Raw genomic sequence first — 23,758 nt, 5'->3', positions numbered from 1 at the left:
CAGATAAGTCTTTGTTTTTATAAGTGTTTGAGTGTGGCGTTTACGGCGCCGCTTGTCTACGCCAAGTTTGGTATTCCCACACAATCCGGGCTGCCAGTTTAGCGGTTTGATGGTCACGGTCGTAGTGTGGGTTGAGCTCGGCAATGTCCAGCAGCAGCACCGGCTTCTGATGACGGTGCGCCAGTTTCAGCAAGTGTTTGAACAGGTGAAAAAACCGGCCGGGCGATAAACCCATGGCGGCGGGCGCGCTGACGCCGGGCGCGAAGGCAGCGTTGAATACATCCATGCAGACGGTAATGTAAAGCGCATCCACACCGGCGAGAAAGCGATCCAGCACGGCGTAGCATTCGGTCGCAGGCGCTGTTTCTGCGCTGATGTCATCCAGCCATTGCACCCCCTGCGCGCTGGCAAATTGCCACAGGGCATCGGTGTTGGCGCTTTGATTGGCGCCCACCACCAGGTAATGGAAAGGGTGCTGGTGCTGCTGGCACCACTCGGCAATTTGCCGGAACGGGGTACCGGAGGAGCCGGCCGGCTCGGGTCGGCGCAGATCCAGGTGTGCATCAAAATTCACAATGCCGATGTGCGGATACTGGTTCAGTTCGGGCATCAGTCCCTGGAAGCTGCCCCAGGCGATTTCATGCCCGCCACCGAACACCACCGGCGCTGCGCCGGCGGCACGGAGTCGGGCGACGGCGCTGGCAAGGCTGGCCTGCGCTGGCTCCAGCTGGTCGCCCTCACAGGCGATGGTACCGGCATCAAACAAAAGCGTTTGGTCGCAGGCCAGGTTGCACAGTGCGCCGCGCAGGGCATCCGGGCCGGCGACTGCACCCGGACGGCCTTTATTGCGCATCACGCCGGCGTCGCAGGCAAAGCCCAGTTGCACCAGCTGGTGCGTTACCGGCGGCAGCGAAGCCAGCGAAATGCATTGCGTCTGTTGATGCCAGCGCAGTGCGGGCAAGGCTTCTTCGTCGTCGATGCGACCGTTCCAGAGGGCTGGGTCGGCCGGACGGTAGTGCGGGTCTGTATCAGAAAATTGCGTGCTCATTATTGCTCCACACCGGCCAGCCAGCGACGGACCGGTTTGACCAGATTAATGCCGTAGCTGATTTCCGCCGGTGAGCCGATATCCCACAACAGCAAATCTGCATCATGGCCAACCCGGAGTTCACCGGTGGTGTGCAGGCCCAGCGCTTTCGCTGCATGGGTGGTCACGCCCGCCAGGGCTTCGTCCGGCGTCAGTCCAAACAAAATACAGGCCTGGTTCATGGCGGTCAGCAGCGATGCCTGTGGCGCGGTGCCCGGATTACAATCGGTGGCCACGGCCATCGGTATCGCGTGTTCGCGCAGCGCGGCAATGGGAGGCAATTGGGTCTCGCGCAGGAAATAAAACGCCGCCGGCAAAAGCACCGCCACGGTTCCCGAAGGTTTCAATGCAGCGACATCTTCGGCCTGCAAATACTCAATGTGATCCACCGACAGGCCCTGGTACTGCGCCACCAGTCGCGCGCCCTTTAAATCCGATAACTGTTCAACATGGCCCTTGACCGGTAGCCCGAGCGCGCAGGCGGCACTGAACACCCGCTCACATTGCGCCGGCGAAAAACCCACGCCTTCGCAGAAAACGTCCACTGCGTCTGCCAGCCCTTCATCGACCGCGGCGGGCAGTATCTGCTGCACGATGTGGTCGATATAGGCATCTTTATCGCTGAATTCGGGCGGCAGTGCGTGCGCGGCGAGCAGGGTGGTGTGGATATTCACCGGATAATCCCGGCCGAGCTGGCGGGCGAGTCGCAACATGCGCAACTCCTGCTCGAGCGTGAGACCGTAACCCGATTTGATTTCCACCGTGCACACGCCTTCATCGATCAGCGTCTGCAATCGACGGCCGGCCGACTCGAGCAGTGCGGCATCGCTGGCATTACGCGTTGCTGTCACAGTGCTGCGAATCCCGCCGCCACGTTCAGCGATGGTCTGGTAGCTCACCCCTTGCTGGCGCCAGGCAAATTCCTGCGCCCGGTTGCCGCCGAAAATAAGGTGGGTGTGGCAGTCGATCAGCCCCGGTGTGAGCCATTGCCCCCGGGCATCGAGGGTTTGGCGGGCTGAGGGTGCTGCGTCAATGGCACCGACCCAGCTGATTTTGCCAGCGCTGACTGCCAACGCCTGAAGCGGCGCCTGTGCCTCGGCGCCGGGTGCCGCCAGGCGGGCATGGGTTATCACAAGATCTGCGGAAACGGGCTGGGTCATGGCATCTTCACTGTTTTGTTCAGTGTAGGACGACCAGTGGCAGGCCGCCCTCAAAAACGGTCTATGGAGAGTGCCCGGGCCAACGGCGATTCATTCCCCCGAATAAGCGCCATCAGGTGTTCGGCACTGATGGCCGCCAGCGTCAGCCCCAAATGCTGATGACCAAAATTAAACCAGAGCCCGGGCCAACGGCTGCCAGAGATCACCGGCAGGGAGTCCGGCAGGCTGGGCCGGTTGCCCATCCATTGGTTTTCGCGCACGCGGGGGTCGGGCGCCTGGGCGAGAGCCGGCCACAGCGCCACACCATGCTGGTAGAGCTGATCCGCGCGACGATAATCCGGCGCTGCATCAGCACCCGCAAATTCTACCGTTCCTGCCAGGCGGAGTTTGCGGTCCATTGGCGTCATGATGAATTTCCGATCGTAGGAGGCAATCGCTATCGGCGGCATTGTGGTCGGCCGGGTGTTGAGGTGGTAGCCCCGTTCTGCTTCAAGAGGCACCCGGTACCCGAGTTGTTCGCATAAGCCTTGACTGTGGATGCCGGCACTCAGGACCAGTTGATCTGCGTTCAGCACAGCGCCGTTTTGCAGTGTCAGGCGGTGCGGAGTCCCCGGGGCGATGCGGCTCACACCGGTTTCAAGCCAGTGGCCACCCGCTGCCAGAAACTGTTGAAACAAGGCCCGCGACAAAGCGAAGGGATCGGTACAGTGGCCGGTGTTTTTGAACCAGATGGCAGCGGTGACAGAGTCTGCGATACCCGGACACAGGCTCCGCAGTTCAGCGCGGTTGAGCACGGCGAGGTCTACTCCCTGCGACTGGTATTGTCGGGCCTGACGCGCCACTGTGGCTGAGTCTGCCCGCTCAAATACCAGGAGATTGCCGGCGCGCTGTAAATGGTGGAGCAAATTGCACCCGGCCAACAGCGCCTGCCAGCTGTTCATAGCGTCCTGGCACAGTGCGCTCAGAACTCGTGTGTTGTGCTGCCGGCGCGATGCACGCATCTGCAACAGAAAACGGGCAAACCAGGGCAGGGCACGCAGCCAATAACGGGGCCGGATGCTCAGTGGCCCAAGCGGGTTAAGCAGCATGCCCGGTAGCGCGGGCAGCAGGGCCGGGTCGGCCAGTGGAAATACCTGTTCGGTGGCAAAGTGTCCGGCGTTGCCCTTAGAGCAGCCGGTTCCCGGTGAATTGGGGTCTATCAGGGTAACTTGGTAGCCGGCGCGCTGGGCCCGGATTGCTGTGCACAGCCCAACAATTCCCGCACCTGCGACCACGAATTCGGACACGTCTGACGTTTTGTTTTGCACCTTGTTTCGCTCACGTAATCAATTAGGTGTTTACAATTGTATACAATATACCGTAAGCTGCAATCACTGACTGAGCAGTTTGTTGCTCAGTGCATCTGTGGCTGAGTTTTTGGAGAATTGTTATGCCAAGCCCATGGTCCGGCGTGTATCCCGCCGTTACTACCCAGTTCAACGACGATGAAAGTCTGAATCTGCCAGCAACCCAGAACATGCTGGACAACCTGATTAATGAGGGCGTGCACGGCATCATTGTGTGCGGCACGGTGGGTGAGAATTGCTCGCTGTCGGTAACCGAGAAGCAACAGGTGCTGGCGGCAGCAAAAGAAGTCGTGAATGGCCGTGTACCGCTGATCAGCGGCGCTGCGGAAACCACCACGGCATTTGCCGTTGAGTTCACCCGGGCGGCGGAAGCGACGGGCGTGGATGGTCTGATGTTGTTGCCCGGCATGGTGTATCGCTCAACCGAACGGGAAGCCATTCATCATTTTCAAACGGTGGCGCGCAACACGGGCCTGCCGATCATGGTGTACAACAATCCGGTCACCTACGGTGTCGACCTCGGCCTCGAAAGCATGGCGGTATTGGCCGATGAAGCGAACATCGTGGCTATCAAAGAATCCACGACCGACACGCGAAGAATCACCGAACTGCACAACCGGTTTGACGATCGCTTCACCGTGTTTACCGGCGTCGATGACATTGCTTTGGAAAGCCTCATGCTGGGGGCCACCGGTTGGATCTCCGGATTGACCAATGTGTTCCCGAAGGAGTCGGTGGCGATTTATACCCTGGCCCAGCAGGGACGCTATCAGGAAGCACTGGAAATCTGGCGTTGGTTTTTACCTTTGTTGCGGCTCGACACCATTCCGACCTTGGTGCAATGCATCAAGTACGCGGAGCAATTGGCCGGTCGCGGCAGCGAACGCACCCGCGCTCCCCGACTGGCGCTGACCAGTGAAGAAAAGGCCTACGTGGAAACCGTTTATGGCGAAGCCATGCATCGCCGCATCGACCTTAATAAATTCGGCCTTTGATCTGCATGAAGCCCACGCAATTGAGACAAAGCCGATGAAACGGGGAACATTTTTTTGCATTGATGCCCACACCTGTGGCAACCCTGTGCGCCTGGTGACCTCGGGTCACCCGGTGCTGCGGGGCCGGACCATGGGAGAAAAGCGGCTCGATTTCATGGACCGGTTTGATTGGATTCGTCAGGCGTTGATGTTTGAGCCCAGAGGGCACGACATGATGTCGGGCGCATTTTTATACCCGCCTGTGAATGCTGATGCTGACTGCGCCATTTTGTTTATCGAAACCTCCGGCTGCCTGCCCATGTGCGGACACGGCACCATCGGTGCGCTCACCGCCGGGCTTGAAGCCGGCCTGATTCAGCCCCGCGTGCCGGGCGAGTTGACCGTCGATGTACCGGCGGGCCAACTCAGGGTGAGCTATCGCCAGGAGGGCCAGAAAGTGCTGTCGGTCAAACTGACCAATGTACCGTCCTTTCTCTATGCCGAAGGGCTGGTGGCAGAGATTGAGGGCCTTGGATCCATTGTTTTTGATGTGGCCTATGGCGGAAATTTTTACGCCATCGTGGAGCCGCAACCGAATTTTCCCGGGGTTGAGCATTGGTCTGCGGACCAGGTGCTGCGCTTCAGTCCCCGCTTGCGCGCTGCGGGCCAAAAGCTGATGGATTTTGTGCATCCCGAGGATGCCGGCATCCGGGGCCTGTCCCATGTGTTGTGGACCGGCGCGCCCAAAACGCCGGGCTCGGACAGCGCCAATGCGGTGTTTTATGGGGATAAGGCCATTGACCGGTCGCCTTGTGGCACCGGTACCTCGGCGCGGATGGCGCAGCGGTTCAGCAAAGGATTGTTGTCGGTCGGTGACCGCTTTGTGCATGAAAGTTTTATCGGCAGTCAATTTACCGGCCGGGTGGAAGCCGTCACGGAGGTGGCCGGGCGCACGGCAATTATTCCCAGTATTGAAGGTTGGGCCAAAGTGTATGGGGCCAACCAGATAACGGTGGACGATGAGGACCCTTATGCCTTTGGTTTTCAGGTGATCTGATCCGCCGGACCGTTTCCCTGGGGCTGGATATCCAGTCCATTCTGCACTTGGGCTGGTTTTCCAGCCCGTTTTTTCCCTTGCTGCAGGTCGGGAAGCGCAATTGTGACCCTTTGAGACAAAAGGTACACTAGCCGCCAGTTCAACAGGAATTGAGTTTCATGGCGATAGAGTACAAAACGCGAACCCAGATTGTGGTAGAAGCCATTCGCGAGCGCATCCTGTCGGGTGCAATCAAAGCGGGTGAGCCTCTTCGGCAGGCGGCCTTGGCGGAAGAGTTGAACGTGAGCCGGATTCCGGTACGTGAAGCGCTGCTGCAATTGGAGGCCGAAGGTCTGGTTCGTTTTGAACCCCATAAAGGAGCCACCGCCACAGAGTTAAACCTCAACCTTGTTGATGAGCTGTTTGAACTTCGAGCGTTGCTGGAAGCCGATCTACTGAAGCGCGCGATTCCCTCGTTGACGGATGCGGACTTTGCCGCCGCGGAAGAAAAGCTGGAGGCGCTTGAGAGGGCGCTGCACGAGGACAACGCAGCCGATCGCTGGTCATCGCTGAATACCAGTTTCCACATGGGTCTGTATAAAGTGGATCGTCCGCAAACGCGGGAGCTGGTAGAAAACCTCAATAAGAACGCTGATCGCTACATCCGCATGCACTTGCTGCTGGCCGGCGGTATTAAAAAGGCCGGCGGTGAACACCGCGACATACTGGATGCGTGTAAAAAGCGCGATATTGCGAAAGCCTGCGGCTTGCTCACAGACCATATACTGGGGGCAAAGGATGAAATCAAAGCGCTTTTGCGGGAACAAGAGTTGTAACTTTCTCGGGCGGTCTCCAGAGATTGCCGGCTACAGGAGCCGGCGTATTAACCGGAGGCCTCAATGCCAAAACACGTTCGTCGTTCTCTTTCAGTCGCGGTTTCTTTCGTCGGCGTCAGTTTTTTTTCAGCCTGCACCCACTCTCCGCCCGATTCGCCAGACTACGCCTTTCCCGGTGATTGGCGGCCTGCGCCGGCCCCGATTGACAGTGTGTTGGTCAATTACCATCAATGCAATGAGGCCTGGGCGATTCGTCATCAATCCCTGAGCGAGCAACAGGTTGCAGATGCTTGCCAGCTGATGGCGAAAAATGAAACGCTGTTTCATCAGTTGTTTAATACCCAACGTCAACCGGTCGCGCATGACCACAACCAATTCATGGTTGCGAATATCTATGCCTCGGCGGAAGAATACCAGCGCCACGCTGGCAAAGACTTTGGTATCGACACCGACAATGGCGGTATGTATCTGGAAGGCTATCCGGACTGGCACAAGAATTCTGCCAACTTTATCGCCTATCAGCGTGGTGACACTATCTGGAATTTACGGCACGAGATGGTGCATTACCTGGATGGGCGTTTTAACGTTTACGGCGATTTCTGTGCAGGCTTGCACAATAATCACGCCGCGCCGGAGTACTGTCCACAACCTGCGCCGCTGTTACCGCACCTGACCTGGTGGACAGAAGGGGTGGCGGAATACGTGGCCAATGGAACGCACAATCCGGGCGCATTGGCCTTGGCCGGGCGTGAGCAACTGCCATTGAGTGAAGTGTTCAACAACACCACAGAAAGGGGCACGGACCGGGTATACCGCTGGGGCTATCTGGCGGTACGTTTTATGATTGAACAGCAACCGGAAAAAGTTGAGCAGATGCTGAGTTTTACCCGGAAAGGTGATTTTGCCCGTTATCAGGCCTTGGTTAAGGGCTGGGGTACCAGCATGGATGCAGAGTTCGCGCGTTGGTTGTCCGCACTCGATTGATGTTTACCCGGCGCGGCGCGCCGCGCCGGGTTTTTCAACAGCTCGCTGGCAGGCTGATACGTTGGGGGAGCTTCCGATTGTAGATCGCCAGCGCCAACGAACTGAGCAAACCGATGGCGGCAAAAAACACCCACATCCATTGCGGTTGGTGCAAATCGCGGGCAAACCACTGATAGCTCCAACCCGACAAAAGTCCGGCAAAGAGCATCCCCACGGCCATGGAAATAAAATAATACCCCATATACAGCGCACACTGGTGCGGTGGACTGATGGCGGCCACATACTCCTGACTTTTTGGTGAGGCCAGCATTTCGCCGGCGGCCCAGACCAATACCCAGGCACAGGCCACAAATCCGCCCATGACGCTGGCGTGTAGTATTCCTCCCAACAGACACGCTAATGTGAGCAGGCCTGTGCCCGCGATTATTACCGGCATACTGGCAAACCGGGTGGCTGCACGGCTGACAAAAATCTGAAACAGAATAATCGCACCAAAATCGAGATTGATTATGTATTCGGGATTGATCTGACGAAATGCCTGCTGCCACTGAAGTGCAAGGGCAGACGCGTCGATATCACCGGCGCTTAAGCGTTGGTGAGCTGCAGCGCTGATCGCTTCGGGCACGGCCACTTTAAAATTGACCAGCTGATCCTGCCAGCTTGCCACATCCATGTTGCCGGCCTGCTGTAAATATTCGGTCAGCTGAACAAGATTTACCGGCGCCAAAAACGCCGCGAGTTGCGGGTGAACCGCATTCAGCCATTGCACCAGATCGGTGGTATCCACATAATCCCGGATATAAAGCGGCAGGGTAAAAAACAATTGGTTATAGACAGTCCAGAAGCCGGCGAGAATCAGAAGGTAAGTAACAAAGCGCTTATCACCTACGCGCACAGGCTGTTTATACCAGGGCTGTGGGTGGCTTGACTGCCGACAGAGACGGCTCCAGAAACCATTGAGCAGCAGCCAAAGCGCGACACAGCTCCAGAACTGGATCGCATTTAAGCTGCCTTTGCCCCACAGCATCAGTGCAATCAGGCAGGGCAGTACTAACAGGGCCAGCCGGCCATTGCCCAAAACTTGCTGGCATTCTGCCAGCACCTGTTGAAGGCTCCGGGAGTCTTCGTGCGTTGCGTCGGCATTCGATACAGGTTCTTTAAAAAACACTGCCAGTATCAACATGTTGAGTGCAATCCAGCAGCTTGACGCGATGAAAACCCAATCCCAGCTGATGGCGCGCAAGTAGCCGGCCACAAACGGACCGATAAAACCACCCAGATTGACCATGGTATAAAAGATGCCGAACCCAAGCCCGCGGTTACCCGCATGGGTGCTGCGACTGACGGTGCCAACCACTACCGGTTTGAAACAGGCCGCGCCCACCGCTACCGCCAGGAACGCGAAGAAAAACCACCAGAAATCGCGCGCCTGTCCGAGTAGGTAATAGCCCGGGCACAAAATAATGAAGCTGATCCAGAACATGCGTCGGTAGCCGTAGCGGTCAGCCAGAGCGCCGGTAATCACAGGAAAAAGATAGAGTAAAAAGGGGATCATACCCTGTAAAAAGCCGCGTTCTGCGTCCGAAAAACCGAGCCCGCCCTGATGCACAGGGCTGGTCATATACAGGGAAGAAAGGGTAAAAAAGCCGTACCAGGCCAGGCGCTCGAAAATCTCCAACGTATTGGCCACGTAAAAGGCGCGAGGAAACGACGTCATTTGAACTGACGCTCCAGCACCAAGCCGGCGGTAAGCAAATCGGCGATAGCCATACCAACACTTTTAAACAGGGTTATTTCCTGCAGTGAGGTTCTGCCCGGGCACTTGCCACGTACCAGATCCGCAAGCTCGGATGAAAAATGTGTGGATTCTATGGCGCCTTCATTTAACGCTAACAGGTATTCGCCTGCTTCGTGGCGCACGTTGTCGAGACTGTCGGCAAAGCAACGGGCTCGTTTGATCAGCGCCGTGTCGCATTCGCGCTGGTCAGGGTTGTGATTGCCGAGCAGATCCACATGGGTGCCGGGTTGAATCCAGTTTCCGAACAGCAGTGGTAGGGGACTGCCGGTGGCAGACACTATGATGTCGGCATCCTGCGCGGCCTGTTCGATATCCAGATGGCTGCATACCGCCACCTTTTCCAGCTCAGTGTTCAATAGATTTGCCAGTCTGGCCGACTTTTGTTCGTTGCGCCCCCAGATAATCACTTTATCCAGTGGTCTGATATGGCAGTGTGCCCGCACCAAGTACGGCACCAGATTGCCAGTGCCTAAGACCAAAAGGGTTTTACTGTCAGGATTGGATAGGTAGCGGGAAGCCAGTGCCGATACTGCCGCGGTGCGCCAGTGTGTCAGGCACCGACCGTCAATGCAGGCCAGGCTTTCGCCTGTGCGCCGGTCAAACAGTAATACTTGTGAGTGCAGGCCCCCCAAGCCACGTTCGGCATTTCCCGGAAAATATGTGAAGGCTTTTACTGCAATTAAACGCTCTGACCAGCACGGCAATAACGCAAAGTCTTGATTGTACGCAGCGTGCTTGTTGAGGTGAAAAAGCTGGCGCTGCGGCATATGGAACGGGGCCGCCAGACCTTGATCAAGTGCCGATATCAGGCTCGGAAATGTCAGGCTTTGTTCAACTGTTGATCCATTGATCGTGTGCATGCGTGTTATCCGATGAGTTCAAATAGAGTGGGCGCGTGAGTAATCCGTTCGAATCCTGTGTCCGTGATGCGCACGTCGTCTTCAATGCGAAGCCCACCCCAGTCTGGAATGTAAATACCGGGTTCGACAGTGACCACATAGCCGGTTTGCAAGGTTTCGTCGCAATGCGGTCCCAGCCAGGGCTGTTCATGTAAAAACAAACCCAGTCCGTGGCCGAGCCCGGGGCCGGCAAATGGTGCGAATTCGGATTGGCGCAGAACCGCATGGGCAGCTTCAGATGCCTGAGCGCCGGTTGTGCCGCGACACAAGACAGACAACGCGGCGGATTGTGCTGCGCGAACGGTGTCGAACAAACGCTGCTGTTTTGTACTGGCGTTGCCCAGCACATAGGAGCGGGTCATGTCGCTGCGATAGCCATTCACCACCGCACCAAAATCGACGGTGATCAGGTCACCTTCGCGTAGCGTCTTCCGGCCGGGAATCGCGTGCGGTCTGGAGGTGTTAGTGCCAAAAGCGGCAATGGTAGGAAAAGATACGCCCGTTGAACCGTTTTTCTGCATGGCGTATTCCAGTTCTAAAGCGAACTGCGCTTCGGTGATGCCCGGCTTTAGCAAAGGAAGGCATTGCGCCAAAGATAAGTCGGCAATTTGCGCGGCAAGAACCAATTGCGCAAGTTCCCAGTCATCTTTTATTTTTCGCAAAGATTCAATCAGCCCCTGTATGGACTTTAACGTACAGTGGCTGAGCGCCCGCTCTATCGGTGCCCATTGTGCAACGCTGACTTTTTCAGGCTCGAATGCCAGTGCGCGGCAACCGTCTTCTTTGGCCCAGCGTTTAACACAGCTTGCCAGTGTTTCCTGGTCCCGATCGCGTTCGTAAATGCGCGTGGCCTTGCAGCTTTCGCGTGCCTCTTCGGTGAACCGGTAATCGGTGATCAATCGCACCGCCACCGGGGTCACCAAAACCGTAGCCGCTTCGCCGGTGTAACCTGTCAGGTAGCGGATATTCTGTTCAGAAAAAACCAGCAGCCCGTCACAATGCTGGGCCGCGAGTTGTTCGCGCAGCTTTGATTGTCGTTGCCGGAGATTTTCAAGAGGGGGCGTCGCATTACCCGGTTTTGATATACCAGCGCGCGGTGTGAGGGTGTCTGACACTGCAATGTTGAGCCTGTTCATCGGAGAAAAAATCCTGTAGCGAGTGGATCGTCGGGGTCAATGAGAAATTCATGCCGGCCGGTTACATGCGCGCATCCGGCAATGCGCGGAATAATCGCGACCCGGGCGGCGTGATGAGTCGTTTGCTCCAGCGTTATCGTAAACGGGCTGCCCAGAATGCTGTCGATCACAATCGATTCACCTTGCGAGACCAGGCCCCGATGGTGGAGCAAGGCCACACGTGCGCTCACGCCGGTACCCGTGGGGCTGCGGTCCAGTTCGCCATCGGCAAATACACAAACGTGCCGTGAATGGACCCCCGCAACGGGCGAGTCATCGGTGAAAATCACGCCATAAAGAAATGACAAGTCCGGGTGATCGGGGTGTCTCAGTTTGATGGCCGCGGCAGCCAGGGATTTAATCTGGCTGCCCAGGTCGATCAACCGTCGGGCATTGGCCGGCACCAAGGTAAGATTGAACCGGCGGGCATCCACAAACGCGTAGTAAGCGCCTCCAAAAGCAATATCGACACTGATATCGCCGTATTCGGGGTGGTGTAATGCGAGCTGGGTGGATTCTACAAACGACGGCACGTTGATAAACGAGGCATTGCCCCGTTCGTCGCTGATGGCACACACCTGGCCGGCCGGTGTGTCGATTCGCAACGGCAAGCCTGGTGGGACCATTCCGCAATCCACCGACAAACGGGCGAGCGCGATCACCGCATGCCCACACATAGTGGAATAACCTTCGTTGTGTAAGAACAAAACCCCGAAATCGCTCGACGCGCGCTCTGGCGGGGTAATCAGCGCCCCGTACATATCGGCGTGCCCTCTGGGTTCGAGCATGAGGGCTTGCCTCAGACCATCCCAGCGAGCAAGACAGTCCGCCCGCCGGGCGAGCTGCGTTGATCCGTTAAGCGCTGGGAAGCCGCTCAGGATCACCCGCAATGGTTCTCCGCCGGTGTGCATGTCGATACAGCGGATCGATTGGTAGTGCGGTGGGGCTTGAAAGGCATCAAACTGGGCTGGCATGTGGATCTCCGTATAAGATATACAATATACATCGATTATGTTCGAATCTCAATGCTGAGCCATCGGGATGAGCGGGGTTTTAAAAGGTTGGTTTGGAAGGCGCATCCACCGATCAAGCGGCTGGTACCTGACGCGGGTCTGAAGGTGGGGGTAATCCGGAATGCGCACAATGGGCCGGCCGGATTTCAGAAAAGGCGTCCCCCCAGAATGGTGCCGGCTCGTGTTGTCTTTCCCAGGGGGAAAGTGACGTTCGCCCGTGTGCACAACGCTTGTGGTTTTTTGTGTTGGCGATTTCAGGTGCGAAGGAAAAAACTGAATCTTGAGATCTCTGCTGTGCTTTGTTGCCAGGCAGAGAAAAAGTGCAGAGTAAAAGGGCAAAGTGGTGGCGAATTGCAGGCGTTGATCGGTAGCCCCGGGACTACCTGTTACTGGTGCAAAAGAGTGGTCGGACGCGCCAAAAAGAGGCCTGAGTTTGCTGCCTTCCAATCAAGGGTTACGGCTAGTTTAAAAGTAGAGTGTGGATGGTTTTTATTCTAAACGTTGATGTAAAAGTATTAGATATTTATCAGTTTTGAAAATAACTGTCCTATTAATTGTACTTTTGTGCTTTGAATTATATTTCGGTTTTATGCTTTTTTATGACTTGTGTTGCAGACTTTTTAGTCAGACTAGGCGGTCAATTGCGCTTATGTTGCTCTAAAGGGCGAAACTAATATCATAGCTGCCAATTAAGTTATAAAAAGATGCTAAAAATATTCAATTTCTGAATTTTGCTTTTTCGTCAGGGTTTAATTTCTTATATTTGAGCGGCAAAAAAAGGAGTGGCATCGACGCGATGTATCTCAGGCTCAGGGCGATTGAGAAGCCGGAATAAAAACGCAGGGTTGCGGCCTAACCACAAACACACGCATTGGGGCTATCGTACCACTTGGGTGCGATTTTGTGGGTAAGGTTTTTATTCAGGTCTTTTTGCGTGCCATGGACTGGTCGGCTTGCTCGTTTTTTGTGGCGCAGGTACGCGCCGGAATAATTATAAAGACAAGCTCAAGTAGGACTATACCTCTATGAAATACCCTGTCAGAAAAATCGCGGCAGCCGTTACCGCCAGCGTGTTAGGTGTTGCTCTGTCTTCGCAGGCAGCGGCGCAAAATGAAACCCAGGCCATGTCATTGAACAATGCAGCGTCAAACGCAGTTGCGAACGACGGCTCGCATCTGCCAAAACGTTACATCGTCAAATACAAAAACACTAACCCCAACGCTGCAATGGCAGGCGCGGGTTTTGCTTCATTCAGCGAGCGCGATCTCGCCAAGGCCAAGGACAAGCTCCTCGCCAAAGGCGCCAAAATCAAACTCAAAATGTCACAGGCAGCGGCCTTTGCGGCTGAAATGTCTGCGCAGTCTGCTGCTGAATTGGCGATGGACCCAAGCGTTGAATACGTTGAAGAAGACGTGCCACGTAAATTCATGGCGCTCTACAATGACGACGTTGGTAACCCTACGCAGATGCAGCTGACGCCCTACGCGGTGTATCAGTCACAGGCAAATCAACTGGCGCTGCAATCAGGCCAGAAAGTCTGCGTAATTGACTCGGGTATTGCCGGCTCCAATGGTGAAACCGGCGGACTGAACAACGATTTTGATTGGAACAGCATTACCGGCGATAACGACTCAGGTACAGGCAACTGGTATGCCGACGGCGGTCCTCACGGCACCCACGTTGCGGGCACTGTCGGTGCAGTCGACAATGGCTTTGGTGTAGTCGGTATGGCGCCTGGTGTGCCCATGCATATCATCAAGGTTTTCAACGATGCGGGTTGGGGTTACTCCTCTGATCTGGCACAGGCCGCAAACCTTTGCGCCGCCGCCGGTGCGAATATCATTACCATGAGCCTCGGTGGTGGTGCTGCCAACACAACAGAAGAAAACGCGTTTAAGAACTTCACCCAGAATGGTGGTCTGGTTCTCGCGGCTGCCGGTAACGACGGCAATAGCGTGCGTTCTTACCCGGCCGGTTATGACAGCGTAATGATGGTGGGCGCGAACGACGCCAACGATGTCATCGCTGATTTCTCCCAGTTCCCGTCCTGTAACACGGCAAAAACCAACTGTGTGGAAGTGACTGCAGGTGGCGTTAACACCTTGTCCACTTATCCTTCAGGTGGTGCGACGCTGCCGGTATTGACCGCCGATGGCATCAGCTACTCTTCGTCTGCATTTGAAAACGTGGGTTCCGCGTCCGGTTCGCTGTATTTCATGGGCACGGCAGAAACCACACACTCCGCTGCCAGCGGAAAAGTATGCCTGATTGATCGCGGCAACATTTCTTTCCACGACAAAGTGAAGAACTGTCAGAACAGCGGTGGTATTGGTGCGATTATCGTGAACAACGTGGCCGGCACTTTGTCCGGTACGCTGGGCGATACCAACACGACCTCCATTCCTGCCGTTGGTGCGGCGTTTGAAGATCGCGCTGCGTTGATGGCTTCCGGTTCTGCCACTGTGTCGGTTGAATCCGGTGACTACGGCTACATGAGCGGTACCTCAATGGCGACACCAGCGGTTGCCGGTGTTGCTGCACTGGTGTGGTCTAACCACCCGGCGTGTACCGGTACCCAAATCCGTAACGCGCTCAAAGCGACTGCACAAGATTCCGGTGCTGCCGGCCACGATGTGTATTTCGGCAACGGTATCGTAAAAGCCAAGGCGGCCAGCGATTACCTCACCACCTTTGGTTGTGATGGTGATACCGGCGGTGGCAATGGTGGCGGCGGTGATACTGCGCTGGAAAACGGCGTGGCTAAAACCGGCCTTAGCGCTGCGACCGGTGGCGAGTTGCGCTACACACTGGAAGTGCCTGCAGGTGCCAGCAATCTGAACTTTGCCATGTCCGGCGGTTCGGGCGACGCGGATCTGTACGTGCGGTTCGGTTCAGAGCCAACCACCAGCACTTACGATTGCCGTCCTTACAAAACCGGCAACGCTGAAACCTGTGCCATTTCCAATGTACAGGCGGGCACTTACCACGTCATGGTTCGCGCTTACTCAAGCTTCTCGGGTGTGAGCCTGACCGGTTCCTACGACGATTCCACCGGCGGTGGTGGTGGTAACGGCGGTGCGGGCAGCGCGGAAGTGACTGACGTGTCAGGTGCGCGTCGCTCCTGGACACACTACACCGTTGAAATCCCCGCGGGCATGAGCGTGTTGAATATCAACATGGCTGGCGGAACAGGTGATGCTGACATGTACGTGCGTTATGGTGCTCAACCCACATCAAGTGCGTACGATTGCCGTCCGTACAAGAGTGGAAATGCCGAGTCGTGTGTCATGAACAACCCGACTGCAGGTACCTGGCACATCAGCATTTATGGCTACCGTGCTTACTCCGGTGTTTCTCTGAACCTGGATTGGCAATAAGTCGCTGACCAGCGCGCAATAAAAAAGCCGGCAGAGTGATCTGCCGGCTTTTTTTATGGGATATTGAAATCAGCGATTAGGCAATACTGTCTTCAGTTTGTCGCGCATGCTGCGCAAACATTTTTCTGTGGTAGCCCAGTCAATACAGGCATCGGTAATGGAAACGCCGTACTGTAAATCCGCTTTATTGGCGGTCATTTTCTGGTTGCCGGCACCAATATTGGATTCAATCATCACGCCAATGATGGACTTGTTACCTTCAACAATCTGATTGGCAATGTTATCCAGCACCAAAGGCTGCAGATCGTGCTTTTTGTTGGAGTTGGCATGGGAGCAGTCCACCATGATGTTGGCGGGGATCTTGGACGATTCCAACTCTTTTTCACACATGGCCACGCTGACGGAATCGTAGTTGGGTTTGTCGTTGCCGCCACGCAACACCACATGACCATAGGCGTTGCCGGCCGTGTGGATAATGGATACTTCACCTTGTTCGTTGATACCCAGGAAACGATGCGGGTTAGCAACAGACTGCAGCGCATTGATCGCCACGGTCAATGAGCCGTCGGTGCCGTTTTTGAATCCCACGGCTGAAGACAGGCCCGATGCCATCTCGCGATGGGTTTGCGATTCGGTGGTGCGGGCACCGATGGCGGACCAGCTGATCAGATCCTGCAGGTACTGGGGGGAGATAGGGTCCAGCGCCTCGGTAGCAGTGGGCAGACCGATTTCTGCCACGTCCAGCAACAGCTTGCGGCCGATGTGCAGACCTTCCTGAATCTTAAACGAGTCGTTCAGGTAAGGATCGTTGATAAGGCCTTTCCAGCCCACGGTGGTGCGGGGCTTTTCAAAATAAACGCGCATGACGATATACAGGGTGTCCGACAGCTCTTCGGCCAGCACTTTCAGGCGACGCGCATAGTCCAGCGCGGCGTCCACATCGTGGATGGAGCAGGGGCCCACCACCACAAATACCCGGTGATCCTTGCGGTCCAGGATGTTGCGGATGGTCTGGCGACCTTCGGTCACTGCTTTCAGGGCTGCGTCGGTAATGGGCAGTTCGGCTTTGAGGGCGTCCGGGGTTATCAGGACTTCCTGCGAAACTACGTTTAAATCGTCTACTGCACGGTTAGTCATGGAACTCAATCTCTGGTTTGTTTCACGCCGTTGGCGGATTTTGGGCCGGTCATTCTAGCGAGTTTTTAGGGTGAGCGGGCAGACTTTTGGCATAAAAGACAAAAGTCTGCCCTTGTCGGGTGATTTTGTGTCGCTAAAGCGGGAAAAACGCGTCCAAAAAGGGGAAGTAGAGCGCGCTCTTGACGGGCTCCGGGCCCAGTTCAGACATCAGCCGGGCATAGTTGGCCAACTGTCCCTGATAGCGTTCGCGTTGTTCGGTCAGAAAATCCGTCTGCGTTTGCGCTTCGCCAGGGGTGGCAGATTTGAAATCCACCACCCAGCGCACGCCCTTGTCCACGAAGGTCCGGTCGATAATGAACTGCCGGGGCGACAGGCCGGCTGCCCGCGGGCGCGACCAGATTGCGAGTTCGGTGGCGGATTGGGCATGGCTGCCATCGAGCAGCCAGCGCCCGGTTTCGCTCGCAGCCATGGTCAGGAGCGCTTGCTCGATGTGCTGCCAGGCAAAGTGAGGTTGGCTGTGGCACAGGGCACGCAGACGGGCCTGGCTCAGGGGCGCCAGCCGGGTCAGAAAGTCGGGTGTTGGCAAGGAATTGGTTTGAATGCAATGTTCAATGATCCGGTGCAATTCAGTGCCCAGGCAACGGGCATCGGCCTCATAGAGGCTGGCCTCGGGTCGGTTGAGCGCATCCTGAACAATGCGGTTGTGTTCTTGCGGATCTGAGCTGACCTGGCCATATCGACCGCGGTATTGCGCTAGCAGCGGATTTTCCGCGGGCAGGCTGAAGCGCCATTCATCGCCCAGGCGGGCGATGGTATTGGTGCCCTGAAGCCGGGGCAGGCCAGACTGATCTGCGCTTACCTTTGAAGCCTGCTGCACCAACGCTTCCTGTTTCAGGCTTTCCCAAACGGGGGCCAGCAGACTCTCTGTCGGTGGTGGTTGCAGTTCGCCGTCCTTGGCTTTTACGCAGGCGAACAGGTGCAGTTGCCGGATGGCGCGGGTACAGCCCACATAAAACAGGCGCACAGCTTCGGCCCGGTTGCGCGCCTTTTTCTCTTCCCGGATGTATTGGTAAAGTGCACTTTCCTCAAAGTTACTGATGGGGCTGAGCAAGGTATGTGAATGGCCCGCTTCATCAATCTGCTCGAGCCAGATCAAAAGTTCGCGCTCATCCTGCCGTGGCTTGCGCTGCAGGCCCGGGATGAGTACATGGTCGAATTCCAGGCCTTTGGATTTGTGAATGGTCATCACCTGCAATCCCGGGTCGGATTGGGCATCGGGGGCGGCGTAGAGCTGTTCGATAGCTTCCTCAAATGCAGCCCAATCGCGGATGCCGGCGCCGTCTGTGTGGGCTTCCACCAGGGTGAGCAGGCGTTGACAGTTAGTGAGGTCGGCAGCACTGCGCAGGGTTTGTGGGCCGCCCAATTGTTGCCAGCAACCCTCGAGCGCATCGCGCAAGGGGCGCCGGCCCCATTGGTCCAGGGTTTGCCCCACACAATCCAGCAACCTCGCCAACCGGCTGGCGGTCTCTGCCGGCAAGGACTCGAGCAGGGACGGTTCGCGCAGCGACAACGGGATGGAGGGCCAGCCATCGGCTAACTGCGTGTGTGCCGGCAGGCGCACCAGCTGCAGGAGTGCATCATTGCCAAGCCCGCACCAGGGCGCCCGCAGTATTGCCAGCCAGCTGATGCGATCGGTGGGATCGAGCAGGGCGCGCAACAGACTGACCAGATCCTGTACTGCCATCCGGTCCGCCAGCTTATCCAGCTCGGCCGCCTGGTAGCGGATGCCGTGTTGGTCGAGCAAGCGCAGGGTGGCGCGCAAATGTGGGCGGTTTCGCGCTAACAGTGCGATGGATTCGGTGGGCGCCTCTCGCTTGAGCTGTTTGATGCGCTCAAGCACCGCATTGGCTTCGGCCTCGTGCAGGGCGTGGCTGTCGTCATCGTTGTCTGCACTGATCAGGGTCGTGCGTACCGCGCGGTTTTCAAGCGCTGGCTTGGCTGCCTGACTTGGTAAGTAGGCGACCGCCCCCCGGGCGATATCATCCCGGGACGGGAAGGCCTGGGAAAAGGTGTGGTTGACCCAATCGACAATACCGGCCTGGCTGCGGAAGTTTACGGTCAGATCGAGGGGCTCCAACGCCACGTCGCCGATGCCGCCCTGCCGCGCCTGCAGAAAAATGCCCACGTTGGCATTGCGGAATCCGTAACAGGATTGCATGCCATCGCCGACGATAAACAGGGTGCGTCCATCGCCGGGTTGCCAGCCCGCCGTCAGGTGCTCGACCAGCGTGCGCTGGGGTGCGGAGGTGTCCTGGAATTCGTCGATCAGCAGGTGACGGATCTGGTAGTCGAGCCGCAGCGCCAGATCGGTGGGTTGGTCAAACTGGCCCAGCGCGCGCAAGGCCGCCTGGGTAGTGTCGATGAAATCAGCGGCGCCTTCGGATGCAAACACCAACGTTAATTCTGCCACCAGCCGTGGCAGCAGGCGGCTGAGCGCGCTGAGCAGCGCCCATTGATTTTCGTCGTAAGCGGGAGCCGGTAGCTGGCGCAAGGTCTGCAGCAGAGCCAGCAAGCCGTCGCGTTCCGCGTAGCGTGCAATCAGCCCACTCAGCGTGTCTTTCGCCGCTTTCGCGTCTTTTTTCGAAACCTCGGGGAGTCGCGCCGGCGGAAAACCGTTGTTTTTGTTGACCTGTTTGCGCCAGGTGTTGGAATTGGTCAGGAACAGGTCTGCCAGCGCGCAATAGTGCCTGCAGCACAGGCGTAAATCTGCCTCGTCGGGTGAAGGACATGGCAGTGTGGTTGACAGCGCCGTGAGCGGCGATGTTTTGCCGTCTGCGGTTAAATTCGCGCCAGCGTATTGAGCCAGCCAGGTCAGGGTGGCCTGGTCTTCGGAAAAGACCTCGTATATCGCCATCAGATTGTTAAAGATCAGCGTTTTAAGCGTTGCCTCCAATTCTTCCCGCGCTTCCGGTTGGCCACTGGCCAGGGCCAGGGCGAGCCATTGGTCGCGATTGGCAAGCAAATTGATCAATAGATTTTCAAAGGTGTCGTAGCGGTTGTCTAACTCGGCCAGAATCAACGCCAGGTCATCGGCAAGCGGATGGTCGCTTTCCAACAGAGCGAATACGGCCCGCACCGCGCGGCGGTAAAGCGGGGTGGGTTGCTCTACCGGCTCTGGCACGCTGCCAAGGCCCGATTCAAACGGCAGTTGGCGCGCCAGTTGTCGGCATAAGCCATCGATGGTGAGCAGTCGCAGGCGGTTGGGGTTATCCAACAGCGCCCATTGTTTTTCTTCATTGTGTGCCAGCACCGCCCGTGCGAGGCGCCAGGTAACGGCCGCGTGGGGATCGGTAGGGCAATCTTTGGTGGCGGCCTCGCGCAGCGCTAACAGTATCCTGTCACGCATTTCACCGGCGGCTTTCCGGGTAAAGGTAATGGCCAGCACTTCTTCGGGTGCCTCACACGTGACCAGCAAGCGGAGCAGGCGTTGGGTCAACAGTCCGGTTTTACCGGAACCGGCGGGTGCCGACACGGCGAAGGAGCAGGTGGGGTCCAGCGCCCGCTCGCGGGCAGAATGATCAACGGGCAGGGTCATGGCGCCTCCTGTGCCATTGTGGCCTGTTCCGCATCCCGCAGCAGGGGTTGCAGGTGGTTGAGGTAATCCTTGCTTTGCTGGCTGCTGTAGGTGTGTTGCGTATCGCCCTCTGTCAACGCGAGTGCAAGATCCAAGAGGCTTTGGCGCCAGTGATCCAATAGTGCCGACCAGTCTGCCGCGCCAGCGGTTTTTTCATTGACGCTGGCAATGCCCGGTGCGATTTCCCCTTCGGGTAAGCTGGCGCCGAGCCCGTTCAGTACTTGATTTTTTTGCCGCAGCTCGGCAAATGCAATAGCAGCCACGGGTTTGCCCTGATCAGCCAGTGCAATGGCGTAGAGGGGTAGCTGGGGCTCTTCCGGCTGTGCCAACCAGTGTCGGGTATTGGTGCTGCCACTTTTGTAGTCGATTAGCAGCCATTGACCGTTCACCTGATCGATGCGATCGATGCGCAGCTTTAAGGGCAAAGGCCCCAGTTTGATTTCTTGTGCCTGTTCCAGCGCCTGAATCGAGAAAGGCGGCCGTTGGCGTTCAATTTCCAACCATTGTTGCAGCAGTAAACGAATCCGACCTCGTTCAATTTGATACAGACGCTGGCGATTGGCAGGCATAGCCTCGGCAATGGCTTTGTCGATGGCGGCATTGATCCGTTGGTCCTGTTCCTCTGCAGTGATGGAAGATAGTGCCGGTTTTTCGAGCCAGAAATAGTACAGGGCCTGATGCAGTAAATTGCCCCGATCCAAAGGATTTAGCCCGGGATTGTGGGGATCGGGCCGGCGCGCGCCCAGGCGTATTTCAAAAAACGCCGCCAGCGGGCAACGTGATTGTTTCTGCAGCAGCGCAGCGCCACCGCGCAGTTGTGCTAACTCCTCTGCGCTGACAGGCGGCGCGCACAGGGTGCTCAGCCATTCCAATGCCGCCGGCTGCCATTGCACGGGTTCGGGCGAGATGGTTTCTTTCTCGTGCAGCGCGGCAATCAGGGGACTGGGGGCAAGCTCCCGGTCGCCATCGCGCAATGGGTGGCTGAATACCACCGCGTGTCGGGCGCTGCAGGTGAATTGCCGGGTGATGGACTGGCAATACTGCAGCTCGCGCTCTGCGCTGGCATGCGGCATGCCCAAATGACGCTGAAGTGTCGCTGGCAACAAAGGGTTAGGCGCAGGTGCGGGTGGCCATTGATGATCGTCCATCCCCATGATCCACACGTAGTCGAAATGCAATCCGGTCGATTCCAATACGCCCAAAACCTGTACCGGCGACTCCGGTGTCTGTGGCTGAAACGGGTGTCGGCTGGCCAGCTCCGTCAGCCAGCCAAGGGCATCGCTCAGCGATAAATGCTGTCCCAGCCAATCAGCCTCACGGAGCCGCTCCATGAGTTGGTAAAACTGGGCCACTTGTTGATGCTCTTCCGAATCGAGCGGGCGCGGACCTGGCCAGTTGCAGGCCTGCAGGCTTTGAAGAAAGCGCGCACCCCAGTTGGCGCCGGAGGTGGCTACCCCAAAATTGCCGTTCATCCATGCCTGCCATTGCGCAATGGGGTGGGCCGAGGATTCAAATTGGGGCTGTTGACCCGCCAGCGATAGCCCTTGGGCGATCAGGGCGCGGCTGACCGTGTCGGTTTGGCGCTGGCGTAGCCAACTTGCCAGCCAATGCCGCAGTGGCTGGTCACCGGGCCAGCCAACAAAGGGCGACAGCAACCATTGGGTGGCCTGGTCCAGGCTGATGTCCCGGTGCCAGCCAAGTGCCAATAACGCGGTGTGAATCGCTGGCAGGCTGGACAAGGGGGTGCCGGCAGAAAAGTTGTAAGGCGGCGTATAGCGGGGCGTGCCCGGCAGGTGTGCACGCGGTTCAAAGACGCGGTTTAACGCGCGTTCCACCTGCGCACGGCGGTTACCCAGGTTGGGGTCAACGAGGGCGACGCGGGCGCCAGGTTCGCGGGTCAGTATGTCATTCGCCCAACGCGCTGCCGCTGCAAGCTCGGTGTCCCGGTCGATGCACGGTTGACGCTCAATGCGTGCGGCGGCCTTATCGTTGGTGTGCAATATTCGCCATTGGCGGCTGAACCTGTCCAGCAAGCACTGATGTAAAGGGCTGACAGTTTCCGCATTCACAAGCACCACATCGGGTAACGACTGGCCCGCCTGGCCTTGTTCCAACAAAGCAACCCATGACTGTTCGAGGGTGTATAGCCCGAGTGAGTCCATTTGCGCCTGAAAATGCTCAATCCAGCTGGCCAGCCGTAGCTGTTCCTGGTCAAGCCCCAGAGCTTCAAAGTGGGCAGCGTTGACCTGCCATAAGGTCAGATAGCTGTAGGCCTGATCAAGGTGTTCGGCGGTTTTGCCGGGGTGGACCAACGGGTGGGTCGCATCAAAATGGGCCAGGGTTTTGGCCCACAAACGCCGTCTTACTGGCGCAGAGGCAGGAACTTTATGTGCCAGTGGCCACTCGGGGTTGAGGCGCGCCTGCTGGTCGACGTTTTGGGCCAGCCATTCGTCCAGGCTCTGTACCTCAGGTTGGTGCCAGACGGTGTTTGCCTGCTGCTCGCCCCATGCCGCACAGATTTTCAGTTTGAGCCGGTTATTCGGGGTCAGTATCAGAGTGTCGGACGAAAGCGATGGAAATAAGGGGCCTAGATTGATCAAGTTGTCACCGGATTCCGTTTGCATTGTCATTGGTTAACATGGCCCGGCGAGTGTAACCTGCAGCCACGAAGAAGGGGGCATTGTGACTGAAATTTCAGAGCAAAAAACGCCATTACAGGCATCTGCCGCAATCGTATTGGTGCAGGATTCGGCGCAGGGGTTGCAGGTCCTGTTAGGCCGGCGCTCGTTGACCACGCCTGTGGCGTCGGGCATGTGGGTGTTTCCTGGCGGAGGCCTCACGTCAGCGGAAAGATCGCTCGGCGAAACCGGCTATCGCCTGGCCGCCATTCGTGAATTGGCAGAAGAGGTGCCCGATAACCCCTGGAAGGGCGACGCGAATGATCTACTTGCCCTGGGGCAATGGCACACGCCGGAATTTCTGAGTAAACGGTTTGATACCCGTTTTTATCTGGCCGTGGCGGGGTACGGACCGCTGAAAGCAGATGGCTATGAATTGATCAATGTTATCTGGTCGCAACCCGCGTTAGCCCTGAGGGATTGTATCTCGTCAATGATGTTTCCCACGGCGGCAATACTAGCCTGGCTGGCTGCATATCATGATGTTGCGGGGGTTTTGTATGCGTTGGCTGAAGGGCCATTACCCGTTGTATGCCCCCGGTTAACGGAGGAAAGCGGGGAGCAGTGGCTGGAAATAGATGCGCCGCAATATCCATTGCGGCGCTGGCGGGTGTCGCGTTAGCG

The 23,758-nt window shown here is 57.2% G+C and carries 16 protein-coding genes; 6 read left to right on the top strand and 10 right to left on the bottom strand.

Annotated elements, in window-relative coordinates; all coding sequences use genetic code 11:
• Positions 1-40: 40 nt before the first annotated feature.
• The 3 genes from hutG to M5M_RS03795 are packed head-to-tail and all read right to left on the bottom strand — an operon-like array spanning position 41 to position 3,554.
• Positions 41-1,048 (bottom strand): formimidoylglutamase, encoded by a 1,008-nt coding sequence (gene hutG / locus M5M_RS03805; protein WP_015046149.1) that lies wholly within the window; start codon positions 1,046-1,048, stop codon positions 41-43.
• A complete protein-coding gene (hutI, locus tag M5M_RS03800; protein WP_015046148.1) occupies positions 1,048-2,247 on the bottom strand; it encodes an imidazolonepropionase in 1,200 nt (399 codons plus the stop codon). Before hutI ends, hutG begins: the two co-directional genes overlap by 1 nt.
• 50 nt (positions 2,248-2,297) lie before the next feature.
• Entirely contained in the window at positions 2,298-3,554 is a 1,257-nt protein-coding gene (locus M5M_RS03795) for an NAD(P)/FAD-dependent oxidoreductase (protein ID WP_024330233.1), read from the bottom strand.
• Between the two features lie 122 nt (positions 3,555-3,676).
• Here M5M_RS03795 and M5M_RS03790 point away from each other — a divergent pair, with 122 nt between their 5' ends.
• From M5M_RS03790 to M5M_RS03775, 4 genes are all read left to right on the top strand, one after another.
• On the top strand, positions 3,677-4,588 hold the full coding sequence (locus M5M_RS03790) for a dihydrodipicolinate synthase family protein (RefSeq protein WP_015046146.1): 912 nt from the start codon (positions 3,677-3,679) through the stop codon (positions 4,586-4,588).
• Between the two features lie 34 nt (positions 4,589-4,622).
• Positions 4,623-5,624 carry a 4-hydroxyproline epimerase gene (locus M5M_RS03785; RefSeq protein ID WP_015046145.1) on the top strand — a complete coding sequence of 334 codons (1,002 nt, stop codon included), beginning with the start codon at positions 4,623-4,625 and terminating at the stop codon, positions 5,622-5,624.
• Between the two features lie 158 nt (positions 5,625-5,782).
• A complete protein-coding gene (locus tag M5M_RS03780) occupies positions 5,783-6,439 on the top strand; it encodes a GntR family transcriptional regulator (protein WP_015046144.1) in 657 nt (218 codons plus the stop codon).
• A 63-nt stretch (positions 6,440-6,502) separates the two neighbouring features.
• Complete coding sequence (locus M5M_RS03775; RefSeq protein ID WP_015046143.1) at positions 6,503-7,423, top strand: collagenase; 921 nt, start codon at positions 6,503-6,505, stop codon at positions 7,421-7,423.
• A 34-nt stretch (positions 7,424-7,457) separates the two neighbouring features.
• On the opposite strand, the gene M5M_RS03770 is transcribed toward M5M_RS03775, so the two are convergent.
• Genes M5M_RS03770 through M5M_RS03755 form a run of 4 tightly spaced genes read right to left on the bottom strand, consistent with a single transcriptional unit; the run spans position 7,458 to position 12,269 of the window.
• Positions 7,458-9,140, bottom strand: coding sequence for an MFS transporter (locus tag M5M_RS03770; protein WP_015046142.1), 1,683 nt, complete (start codon positions 9,138-9,140; stop codon positions 7,458-7,460).
• Complete coding sequence (gene lhpI, locus M5M_RS03765; protein WP_015046141.1) at positions 9,137-10,081, bottom strand: bifunctional Delta(1)-pyrroline-2-carboxylate/Delta(1)-piperideine-2-carboxylate reductase; 945 nt, start codon at positions 10,079-10,081, stop codon at positions 9,137-9,139. The genes M5M_RS03770 and lhpI overlap by 4 nt, the downstream gene beginning before the upstream one ends.
• A 5-nt stretch (positions 10,082-10,086) precedes the next feature.
• Complete coding sequence (locus M5M_RS03760; protein WP_015046140.1) at positions 10,087-11,256, bottom strand: M24 family metallopeptidase; 1,170 nt, start codon at positions 11,254-11,256, stop codon at positions 10,087-10,089.
• Positions 11,253-12,269, bottom strand: a complete 1,017-nt coding sequence (locus M5M_RS03755) for a proline racemase family protein (protein ID WP_015046139.1) — start codon at positions 12,267-12,269, stop codon at positions 11,253-11,255. Before M5M_RS03755 ends, M5M_RS03760 begins: the two co-directional genes overlap by 4 nt.
• Before the next feature lie 1,064 nt (positions 12,270-13,333).
• Here M5M_RS03755 and M5M_RS20935 point away from each other — a divergent pair.
• Positions 13,334-15,685: a pre-peptidase C-terminal domain-containing protein gene (locus M5M_RS20935; protein ID WP_015046138.1), complete on the top strand. Its 2,352-nt coding sequence runs from the start codon at positions 13,334-13,336 to the stop codon at positions 15,683-15,685.
• Between the two features lie 69 nt (positions 15,686-15,754).
• Here the strand turns inward: M5M_RS20935 and M5M_RS03745 are convergent, their stop codons facing one another.
• The 3 genes from M5M_RS03745 to M5M_RS03735 form a co-directional block, all read right to left on the bottom strand.
• Positions 15,755-16,822, bottom strand: coding sequence for a 3-deoxy-7-phosphoheptulonate synthase (locus M5M_RS03745; protein ID WP_015046137.1), 1,068 nt, complete (start codon positions 16,820-16,822; stop codon positions 15,755-15,757).
• Positions 16,823-16,955: 133 nt separating this feature from the next.
• Positions 16,956-20,417, bottom strand: a complete 3,462-nt coding sequence (locus tag M5M_RS03740; protein WP_015046136.1) for a UvrD-helicase domain-containing protein — start codon at positions 20,415-20,417, stop codon at positions 16,956-16,958.
• A complete protein-coding gene (locus tag M5M_RS03735) occupies positions 20,414-23,056 on the bottom strand; it encodes a PD-(D/E)XK nuclease family protein (protein WP_162141151.1) in 2,643 nt (880 codons plus the stop codon). Before M5M_RS03735 ends, M5M_RS03740 begins: the two co-directional genes overlap by 4 nt.
• Positions 23,057-23,138: 82 nt before the next feature.
• Here M5M_RS03735 and M5M_RS03730 point away from each other — a divergent pair, with 82 nt between their 5' ends.
• Positions 23,139-23,756 (top strand): NUDIX domain-containing protein, encoded by a 618-nt coding sequence (locus M5M_RS03730; protein ID WP_015046134.1) that lies wholly within the window; start codon positions 23,139-23,141, stop codon positions 23,754-23,756.
• Positions 23,757-23,758 lie beyond the last annotated feature (2 nt).

It is taken from the genome of Simiduia agarivorans SA1 = DSM 21679 (genome assembly GCF_000305785.2).
Lineage (GTDB): Bacteria > Pseudomonadota > Gammaproteobacteria > Pseudomonadales > Cellvibrionaceae > Simiduia > Simiduia agarivorans.
This window is presented reverse-complemented; position numbering and strand designations above follow the sequence as displayed.